6 protein-coding genes and 2 pseudogenes are annotated in these 10519 nt (G+C 58.0%); 7 read left to right on the top strand and 1 reads right to left on the bottom strand.

Features of this window, described 5'->3' with window-relative positions; genetic code table 11:
- Window positions 1-1103 precede the first annotated feature (1103 nt).
- The 5 genes from FXB41_RS17725 (at window position 1104) to FXB41_RS17745 (ending at window position 8156) form a co-directional block, all read left to right on the top strand.
- A complete protein-coding gene (locus FXB41_RS17725; protein ID WP_219682645.1) occupies window positions 1104-1823 on the top strand; it encodes a MerR family transcriptional regulator in 720 nt (239 codons plus the stop codon).
- A gap of 653 nt (window positions 1824-2476) precedes the next feature.
- Window positions 2477-3589, top strand: a complete 1113-nt coding sequence (locus tag FXB41_RS17730; RefSeq protein WP_219682646.1) for a branched-chain amino acid ABC transporter substrate-binding protein — start codon at window positions 2477-2479, stop codon at window positions 3587-3589.
- A 675-nt stretch (window positions 3590-4264) separates the two neighbouring features.
- Complete coding sequence (hisC, locus tag FXB41_RS17735; RefSeq protein WP_219682652.1) at window positions 4265-5341, top strand: histidinol-phosphate transaminase; 1077 nt, start codon at window positions 4265-4267, stop codon at window positions 5339-5341.
- A 218-nt stretch (window positions 5342-5559) separates the two neighbouring features.
- Entirely contained in the window at window positions 5560-6594 is a 1035-nt protein-coding gene (locus FXB41_RS17740) for an LLM class flavin-dependent oxidoreductase (protein ID WP_219682647.1), read from the top strand.
- Window positions 6595-7811: 1217 nt separating this feature from the next.
- On the top strand, window positions 7812-8156 hold the full coding sequence (locus FXB41_RS17745) for a hypothetical protein (protein WP_219682648.1): 345 nt from the start codon (window positions 7812-7814) through the stop codon (window positions 8154-8156).
- Window positions 8157-8505: 349 nt separating this feature from the next.
- Here FXB41_RS17745 and FXB41_RS17750 read toward each other — a convergent pair.
- Window positions 8506-8778 (bottom strand): annotated as a pseudogene (locus tag FXB41_RS17750) (glycosyltransferase family 2 protein); the annotation flags it as partial.
- 768 nt (window positions 8779-9546) lie between these two features.
- Between FXB41_RS17750 and FXB41_RS17755 the strand changes: the two are divergent.
- A complete protein-coding gene (locus FXB41_RS17755) occupies window positions 9547-9861 on the top strand; it encodes a hypothetical protein (RefSeq protein WP_219682649.1) in 315 nt (104 codons plus the stop codon).
- A gap of 191 nt (window positions 9862-10052) precedes the next feature.
- Window positions 10053-10519, top strand: a pseudogene (locus FXB41_RS40860) (outer membrane protein); the annotation flags it as partial.

The raw sequence follows: 10519 nt of genomic DNA on the forward strand, positions 1-10519 counted from the left end.
CCCGGGCGTGAGCGCGCGGCACCTGGGGCGGCCGTAGTCGCGTTTTGAGTGCCGCCACATGCAACGGATATGGCACGATTGTTCGAGACCCGGTCCTTAAATTGGGAGCAGCGTTTTGCCAGGCGCTTCAGATGCGCCTGCGTTGAGATGATGTCTTCAGGACTGGTCTTGAGCTCCGCCTCCCCTCATTCTCCCGACGTTTACGGCGGCGGACCTGCGTCGTTGAAGAGCAGCCATTATCTTCCGGCACTCAAAACCTGCGAGCAATCGCGCGAGCGACGCCTTCGAGCCCACATTGCCAACACAAGAGGGCTAGCCGACGGTCGAAAAAGCTGTTAGGCGCCGAGCCGGCCGCCGCGCCGCGCACGTGATCGCGCGACTGATCTACGATAATCAACCCAATCAACCGCACCGCGCGCCTAGGTAATAGACGTCACAGCAAGGATTGCGACTGAAAGAGAGCCATCTGGTCAGATCAGTGCTGTGTCTCGGTTCGCCGTTTCGGGAGACCGTGTCTCAGCGGGCTGTCACGCATATGCTTTCGCTTTCCTGATGATCAGGCCGCAGAATAGCCACCGCTGCTGCAGGATCAGGAGACATTGCACACTTTGGGTTAGCGCACTGTCGGGCGGAGGAAGCAAACGCCATGTTGCACAACGGCATCACGTGGACGCACCCGTCACATTCTTTCGCACACGTCGCCGCTCCGTCTCCTTTTTGCCCCACCACAGCCAAACGGCTTCGTCACGTGCGGCGCGAGTGCAATCATCAAGGGAGCTTTCTGTTGGATAAGCCGAGCGGAGTCTACGATCCGGATGATCTCGCGAGCTTGGGAAGGCTTTTCGATCAAGCAATCGCGTCTTTGCCGGCATGCATGCGAACCAGCGAGAATCGCGTGGCGATCGCCAGACTTGTGATGCAACGCGCAGCGAGGGATGAATTGGCATCGCTCGCGCACTTGATGCTTGCACTTGACTCGGCCGCTTGAGCAACGGCATGCGCTCGGTCCTTCTGGGGCCCGCAGCAAGAGACGCATCATCTAGATCATTGAAATAACTTGATTCTCACGTGACGTCAGGTTGTAGGCTTGCAAATTGAGGATCATGACAAACGCGATACCACGACGGCGCCGATGGCGCATTGGAGAACTTGCAGAGGCGACCGGTGTAACCGTACGCACTCTGCATCATTACGAACATACCGGGTTATTGACGGTGTCGGAACGTACCTGTGGCGGTCACCGCATGTACGATCGGGAAAGCCTACAACGCGTCTCCCAGATTCGCGCTCTACGTGAGCTCGGCTTCTCGCTTCCTGAGATCCGCAAGGCGATCGAGGGGCGGACATCTCTCACGGACCTGTTGCGAAACCATCTGGAGCGGATTGAGCTTCAAGTCGCGCGGGCGACATTATTACGGGATCGATTGCGCACTATGACGACGCAAGGTGAGACGGAAGTCAGTGTCGACGGGCTGCCGGCCACGCTAGATGCCATGTCGCGGATTGAGGAGCGTACCCCCTCTGCCATCTGCACGTGCGCCTCTAACGCTAGCCGTGAAGATCGGTGGCGAACGATTCGGGACGAGCTACGAAGCTGCATGGACCAGGGTGAGCCTCCGTGTTGCGAGCGGGCAAATGCAATCGCGCGTCACGCCCGTTCCCTGCTGACTGAGATCGCAGGAGTTGATTCGACTGTCTCGATGATACTTAAGGTGCTAACGCGATTGACCGAACCACACAATCTCGCCGGCTGGGACGCGAGCCTCATGCGATACCTCGATCTCGCCCTCGCCGCGCTGGAGGACCAGCTGGGAAAGAGTTGAGCGCACCCGTTGCCACGCCGTCCCACTGGAATGTTGCCAAACCCAATGAGCTCATGGTGATCCGTGTCTGAGCCAGGATCGTTTGGTCCCTAGCAGTTCGCCTCCAACTCTGCGTTGTCCCCACTCTTTGGTGTTTCGCTCTGTGGATCTTGGCAAATCAACTTCGACGAGCACGCTTCGAAGTACTTGATTCGTACGTAGCGTCACGTTGTACCTTCTGAAAGCATCGACGCAGCAGCGGGGCCGACCGACAGAGCTTCGGCCAAATTAAGAGAGACTCCAATGACCGACATTAGTTTCGGACGTTCTCGGTGAGAGTTCTTCACGAGAACACGTCGCTCGATGATCGTCCGCGCCGTCCAAGCGCCTCCTCGGCACACGTCTGTCGAGCGTGGAAAGATTGGCGCGAGTACCGGGTATCGGCGGGACGTTCGATATTGATGCTGTCAGCCCTAGACGACCGGTTCTCCTGACGAGTTTCGGAACTCCATTCGTCCGTGCCCGCCCGATGCTAATGCCCAACCTGGCAACAACCTGAGCCATTCTACCCAACCTGAGTTCGACTCAAACATCATTGCGCCGGACTGTTGGTCGCCGTCATACCAGGATGGCGAAGCAGACCAAGTGGTAGCGCGAGACATCGGGAGCCCTACATGTCGGTCCTTCGCGTTCGCAGGCTTGCAGCTGCTGCGCTCCTTTCTTTAGCCCTGAGCTCGAGCGGCAAGGCAGAAGATGTTTACATTGCCATAGCCGGTCCAATGACGGGAAGCACTGCGGCGCTCGGCGCGCAGATACGCGATGGAGCGGCCGCAGCTGTAGATTCGATAAATGCTTCGGGTCTGCTGCCTGACACAAGGCTCATATTGAAGATCGCGGACGATGCATGCGATCCCAAGCAGGCCGTCGCTGTTGCCAATCGCCTGACAAGTGACGGGATCAAGCTCGTCGTTGGTCACTTCTGTTCATCTTCGTCGATTCCGGCTTCAGACATATACGCCGAAGCCGAGGTAATCCAGATTTCACCCGGCTCGACGAATCCGCGTCTGACAGAGCGTGGCCTAACCACCCTGTTTCGGATTTGCGGCCGCGATGACCAACAAGGCAGGGTTGCGGCCGATTACATCGTCCGGCACCATCAAGGCGCAAAGCTCGCAGTCCTCGACGACAAGAGCACAGCAGGCAGGGGTATCGCCGATATCGTTGAATCGCGCCTTCGTGCAGCCGGCGAGCATCCCGTTCGACAAAGCTATGTTGCAGGCGAGAAGGATTACACCGCTCTCGTTTCGCGACTGAAGCGAGAGGAAATCCAGCTCGTCTATATCGGCGGCTATTACAACGAGATCGGCCTGATCGTGCGTCAAGCCGCGGAGGCGGGCGCACGTCTGACCGTGATCGCCAACGATCCGCTGATGACAACCGACTTTTGGGCCATTGCCGGCGAGGCCGCGAACGGCACGCTCTTTACCTTTATGCCGGACCCGACGAAGAATGCTGCAGGCGCAGCTGCTGTCGCCAAGCTCAAGGGTTCGAGCCTAGCCGCCGCAGGTTACACGCTCTACGCTTATGCCGCGGTTCAAGCATGGGCCGACTCCGTCAAACGGGCCGGCACCTTCGATGCTATGCGGGTCGCTGCGGCCCTCCGCTCCGAGTCAATCGACACGGCTATTGGCACTGTTAGATTCGACTCCAAGGGAGACAATGCCGCTCCTGGCTTCATCGTTTACCGCTGGCGCGACAACACCGTCGAAGCGGTCGAGCAGAACTGACCGCCCGTGCCAACACTGTACGGAGCGTTCGAATGATGAACCATCCTCGATATATCGATTGCGCGCTGCTCACGTGCCTCGCAATCGCCGCAGTCGCAGCATTTCTCACCCTCGCAGCAATGCTATCACAGCTATCGTGCGCGCCCGCAGGGCTGCCCGAAGAGTACGTTCCCATTCGTCTGGTGCCACTGCAGTGAGCATCACTTCCACATTCGGAAGGCCGACGAATATCCTTGTCTTCTTCCAGCTATTGAAATTGATGCGCGCCTCGCTCTCGGGAGTGAGCTGTCAGGCCCTCTTTAGAACGAACGTACGTCTTGAAACGATGTCAGTCACGCGCAGTCCGTCTGCCGATTGCGCGGGTTCGAGCCAATCGTTAGCTGCGGTGTTCGGTCGAGGGACGTGGCCTTCCATCTCTTTCCTGGAAACAGGTATTGGTTCGGAAAAACGCCGTGCGACGCCTGATCCGTGCTGATCGCTATCGGGCCTTGAGACGGAGTCTGATCCGCTACGGCCCTTAGAGCCAGGTCTGCCTCCCAACACTCACATTCATGCAGGCCTCGCCCTTCTTGGGTCCGAACAAAGCGCACGCACCCACGTAGGCTCGCCGAACGCCCTCAACTACTCTCGTCGACAAAAACGGAGAACACCACTTTGGATGCAAAGTTGCGGACTATGCTTTCCTCGCTCTCGCCGGTGGCTCGCGAACTGGATGCTCTACCGTCGGGGCGTCCCACCACCGACAACAATTGCGTGAAACTAAACACGAATGAGAACCCCTTTCCGTTGCCAGGCGTCGTGATGCGAAGCGCAATTGCAGCTCTCGAGCTGCAATACCGCTATCCAGAAGACGACAATGTCAGCTTGAGGCAAGCGGCCGCAGCCGCCTATGGCATTGCAACTGATCGCGTGATGGCTGGCAATGGATCGTCTGAACTGCTCAGCCTCATTTACAGAGCCTTTCTTGCCCCGGGCGACGACGTTGCGATGATGTCGCCGGGTTTTTCATTCAATCGCAAGCTTGCCATGTTGCAAGGGGCCCGCTTCATTGAAATTCCCTGGTCTGAACCGGACTGCTTGCCGATGGACGAGCTGCTTTTCGGTTCGGCTAAACATGCCAAGTTCATTCTGCTGGCCAATCCGAACAATCCGACCGGATCGTTTGTTCCGCTCGCTGAGATCGAACGCCTCGTTTCACGATCTGACCGATTGATCGTACTGGACGAAGCTTACGTCGATTTCGCACCTGAGCACGGCCTACGCCTCGTTGAGCAACATTCGAATCTTGTGGTCCTGCGCACATTTTCCAAGAGTTATTCCGCCGCTGGCATCCGCGTCGGATTCGGCTTCGGCCATCCCGAGCTGATCGGGAGACTTCGCAACATCCAGAATGTCTTCAATATGAATGTGGTCGCTCACGCCGTGGGGATGAGCATCCTTGCGCATCGCGACGCTTATGAGGAGAACCATCGCCACGTCAGGCTTGAGCGCCAGCGCGTAACGGCCGCCCTCTCTGAATTTGGATTCTGCGTAACGCCTTCCCACGCGAACTTCCTCCTCGCCCGTGTGCCGGTAGGCCAGGGTGGCAGATGGTGGCAGGCGGCGTTGCAAGACCAGAGAGTCCTTGTTGCCTTCTTTCCGGATGCCGGCCTGGAAGAGTGCATTCGGGTTAGCATCGGTACAAAGCGCCAGATGGATGCGTTTCTTTCCGCCGTCGACAGTATCCTTAGGAAAGTGGGATGTCGTGGCTAATGGTCCCTTCCACTCATGTCACAGATATCTGTCGTAATCGATCCGGACCCACACATGATGCAGCTTCGCGAGGCAGCCCCGAGCCAGTTTGTTCTCCAGTCGCCGCATTACGGCCCGTTGTGAACGGCTTCGCAGTAATACAGCGCATTGCCAGCGAGCGCCTCTTGCACTCCCAAAACCCGGCGGACTCCAGTCCTCTCTATATAGGAGATAATCGAGTGAAAAACGTGGTTCCCTCAAATCTGACCTGCGGCATCTTTGATCATCTTGACGAGGACGGCCGCGATATCGCACGGCAATACGCGGACCGCCTTACGCTGGCGGAGGCCTACGACCGGCTCGGTTTCTATGCCTATCATCTGGCGGAGCATCATTGCACTCCGCACGGACTGGGTCCGTCGCCGAACTTGTTTCTGTCAAGCGTCATACAACGCACACGGCGACTTCGCGTCGGTCCTTTGGTCATGCTGCTCAACCTCTATCACCCGCTGCGTGCATTCGAGGAGATCTGCATGTTGGATCACCTGAGCGGCGGCAGGGTTGAGGTCGGCCTTGGTCGCGGCTCTCTGCCTATCGAATTGAGCTATTTTGGCGTTGGAGCCGATGTGGCCTCGAGCCGTTACGAGGAAGCTTCCCAAATCTTCGTTGGCGCGATGAATGGGGGCCCGCTCTCATACGAAGGGCGGCATTTTGCGCTGAGCGACGTCCCTTTGACGCTTTCACCTCACCAGCGTCCTTGTCCCCCAACATGGATTGCGACAAATCGGCCAGACTCCGCCCGCTGGGCGGCGGCAAATGGGGCCAATCTCGCGTGCATGGGCCCTTCTTCTGCCGTTCGTAAGATAACCGATGTCTATCGCGCTCATCAAAACGCCGAGGATGAGGCCAACAGTTCAGCACCATTTCTCGCGTTGCTCCGCATGGTCGTGATTGCCAGCTCTGAAGCAGCGGCCCGTTCCCTCGCCGCGCCTGCCTACGAAACATGGCTCAAAAGCTTTAAGTTCCTGTACGAGCTCAATGACATCCCGCCTCCTTCCAACCTGCCCCTGACCTTGGACGCTGCAATTGAGAGTGAACTGTGCGTTGTCGGAACGAGCGCTTCGGTGCGCCAAACTCTTCTGCATCACGTCGAAGAGGCAGGCGTCAACTATCTCCTTTGCCAGCTCGCCTTCGGATCTCTACCACTGGAGGCCTGCCTCAACACCGCCACTGCGATTCACTCCGAGCTCATAGCGGCAGAGCGCGGGCTATGACGCGACAGCGATTCCAATAAGTTCGCCCCTGACCTGACAATAAAAGGGCAATAGCGACGCCGATGAGCACCGCTGCCGAATGGCTCGATCAGCCGCTGCCATCGTTCAAACGGCTTTTACACCCAAGCGACCCTTTCGGCTGCATCAGCAAACAGAAGGCTTAACGGCAATAAATCGCCTATCTCTCACTTTGCACGCGTTGAAAATGCCCGAGCATTGGTTTGCCTGGACACGTGAGTTGGTTCACGCCGATCCCGCTTTGGCGCGCCGGCTCGTCGATCGCATTCCAGACGAATCCAGGGTGTGGCTTATCGCCAGAGCGGGCCTGTCGTGACACGGTCCCGGCAGCGCTCCGACGGTACGGAGGAGATCGCGCGCAAGCTCGAGATCGTGCTGGCGGAGTTGGCTGCACTGCGCATTCTGGTGGCTGCGCACGGCATTAGCACCCCTCCACCTCTCCATGAGGACTACCTCACAGTTCAGCGGTTCGCAGCGACGAATCACATAAGCCCGGAAGCCGTGCTCTCTCGGATCCGCCGCGGCAAGCTGCGTGCGGAGAAACGCGGGGGTCGCTGGTGGGTGAAATGCACGGTTTGCACAGCATAGCCGTGCAGTGACGAGGACAGTAAGACAGACGATTCAATCCGAGATCGGACTCCAGCACATGGAAATGATATGCGCATATAACTTGCTATCACCGCTGGGCTCGACCGGGCAGTCGATGGAGAACCGATGTGATCGAGATCAACGTGGCGTACGACCAACACACGCGGTCGCCACTCTGGAGGTCGATCTATCGGATGACCAGCTTTGCAGGGAGCGGGATCACTCAGCCGATTCGGGTCGTCAACAGAGCGATCGCAGTACACAAACGGAACAGCACGGATGCTTGGCAGTAGATGTCCACCTCCAGTACCTCTAGCAGCGTATGGCAACACGAAGACGACGCGCGCCCCCGATGTCGGCTTTTGACGCCATCTCACGCACCCTAGGTTACGGCCTCGAGCACAGGGAACAAGTGCCCTGCGCGCAGATCGTACGCTTTTGCGAGTTCGCCTGAGCAAATCTTGAAGGTCCGTCTCACGCCCGCCGGGGCGTAGCAGCGGAAATGTAATCCCAGTCATTCGCCTGTTCAGGACCACCTCGCATGCCGATGTCAATCGGGGACATGTCTGATGTGGCTGGGATAGCCGCCAGAATGGAGAAGGAGATCGCCTATGATGTCACCAAGACTGATGTCAGTCCTGGGGTCGATGGTAGCAGTCGAGCGCATGTTTTGGAAACTTCGAGAATTGATCGATGGCGACAGCTCAATCGCACCTGAGGTTCGAGAGACGCTTCATGTGATTTTAGACGCGAAGCTTCTTTCCACCAAAGATAAGATTATGAGCGACGCGCGCGCTGCGATCGGCGCAACTCCGGATTTGCCGCAGGCAGTCCGCGAGCGGGCATACAGCTCGCTCGATTTTGCAATGAAAATGTTCATGGCCAGCGAACCCCATCGCACCCAGGATCTCCTTAGCGAGATCGACATGTTGAACGCTCATCGTAAGATGCATTGATGCATGCCCCGCTCCGTCGATCGCTTGCCGCGACCTTTGGCTGTGCCCGGTTGATGTTAGGCGAGGCGGTCCGATTGAGCTGCTGAGCAGCCATCAAGTCAGTAGACTGGAGCCACAGCACTCGCTAGTTGATGAATCTAGCCCCTTCCCGGCCGCCGGCATGTTTATTTTCGATGGTCCGACTTTGCTCGTGGAAGCGGCGCCTAAGTTGATCCAGCTCAAGCACCATGATTGGCGTTTCCTGAGATGGGTTCGATGCTCGGCCGGCACCTTGCACCGAAAGAACGGTCGCACGGTGAGCCACTCTATCGCGTTAGCCTGATCAAGTGGATCAAGAAAGCGCCGACATTGCAGAGCCGTCGTCGACCACGTAGACCTGCAATCGCCCTGGGTAATCCTGACTTGCGATAGACTTCAGGCGGGCCGCCAGCGTGCGCGGGTCTTCGTTGAAGCAGGGCACGATGACATCGACGCTGGGCAGAGCATCGGCGTTGACCGGGTCGTACGGCGATAGTGGAGCGTCGCTTCGCAGCGCATAAAGCGCCTGCGCGCTCTTGTGGACGCTGGAGAGCAACGCGTAGGAGGCAACAGCAGCGGTGCTGATGGTGGCAAGCAGGCTCATGGTCCTGTTGCGTCAGCGAGCCACGGGCGCGCGGGAGCTGCTTGGATGCATCAATCTGGATCCGACATCAGCAACGAAGGAGCACGGGCAGCTCGCCCTCAGCTCGAGGTGGCCTAAAGCAGCAGTGTACGTAGCGTGACACAACTTTGCGCATGCTCGGCTATGGTGCTCTCTTTCCTTCCGATGCTTCTGCCCCGCTACCGCTCCGAGTTCCCGCACGCCCCCAGTTTCTAACGTCGCTTCGGCCTCGTTCGCGCAACCCTGAATAGCGACAACGCGCGTGCTGGCGTCGAGTCGGGTCCGACAACCGCATGTAAGGTGTGAGTGACGTCCGATTTCACCCGAGGCGCTGAGCGGTGAGGACTTCGCAACCGGCCCGGCCTGACAACATACATCTGTACGGTCTTAGCATGTGCGGAGACCACTGCCGGACAGAACTCCAACCAGAGATGGTAGGAAATTCGCACGCGAGCTAGCGCTTTAGTCGAATTGGACGCGAGCACGAATTGCGGCATCTCCGGTGAGGAGCATTTTCAATTTCCTACGGCATCTACGGCGCTTCAATGCCCGTCGCGATCTGCACTGCGTGAACCGATAGAAGCGCGCTCGCACGAATCGGAGTTAATCTCGATCAAGCTCGCGTTGACCATGACCAGTGGTTGATGGCCGAGCTAGCTTCCCGGAAGCAGCCTACCCAAACTGATAGTTTCGAAGGTGCGGCTTCCCTCCTAGAACTCGATGCGCGACCGGCAGTACAGCGGATGCAATATGAAGCCTGACGAGCGCCTCGCCGAAGTCATTGACAATAGCGTGTGTTTTGATGATGAGGCATGGGAGGTTTGGGCACAGTGCCTCTCACCCACTGAGCGGCTGGCGTATATTCGCAAGCATCGCAGTCACTTCCGGTTTGCACATTACGATGACGTGATAGCTGTTGTACGCGGTCGGCGGTTCACCGGCTGCTCATCGCAGCTCCTTCGATGGCGTCACAGGATACGAGCGAGGGCGTTGCAAAGCGCCTTGCTCTTCTCCATTGCGGTGTGGCTGGGCATCATCTGGCTTGTCGTGTGGTTTATTCGCTGAGTTCAACAGCCTACGTCATCCACACGTACGCTAGCTTTGCCCGCATGTGACGGAACATTGGCGCGCAGTTGGAGATGACCTGAAAAGCAGCACCTGACGCAGCGTTCGATAAGAACATTGCTCTAGGCGAAAATGTTGCAACAATTCGCGCGGACGTTGTTGAGACGCACGAGGCTGGGGCCCTCGTAGAAATGAAAAACTTGTTGCTTGCGACTGTAAGCATTGTGGCGCTTGGCGCCGTGACGCCGGAATTCGGTGCGGATCTGCCTGCGCAGCCCGTCCAGCCTCTCTATACCAAAGCTTCGCAGCCTGTCGCGGCCGCGATCTACGACTGGAGCGGCTACTATATCCGCATGGACGGTGGCTTCGGCTCAAGCTCGAATTTCTGGGATTTCATCGCGGCACGCCCGAGGGCTGTCATGATGCGACCGGCGCAATGGTGGGTGGCCAGATCGGCAATCGATGGCAGATGGGCCAGATCGTCCGTGGTGTTGAAGGCCAGGGAAACTGGGCTGATTTGAACGGCTCGAACGTCAGTGTCGCGTTCTCGTATGTCAACCACACCAAGGTTGATGCGTTCGGTCTCATTGCGGGGCAGATCGGCTACGCCTTCGATAACGTACTGCTTTGTGCCAAAGGCGTATTCCTCCGGGGTGGG

The sequence above is a fragment of the Bradyrhizobium canariense genome, assembly GCF_019402665.1.
In the GTDB taxonomy this organism is placed as follows: domain Bacteria; phylum Pseudomonadota; class Alphaproteobacteria; order Rhizobiales; family Xanthobacteraceae; genus Bradyrhizobium; species Bradyrhizobium canariense.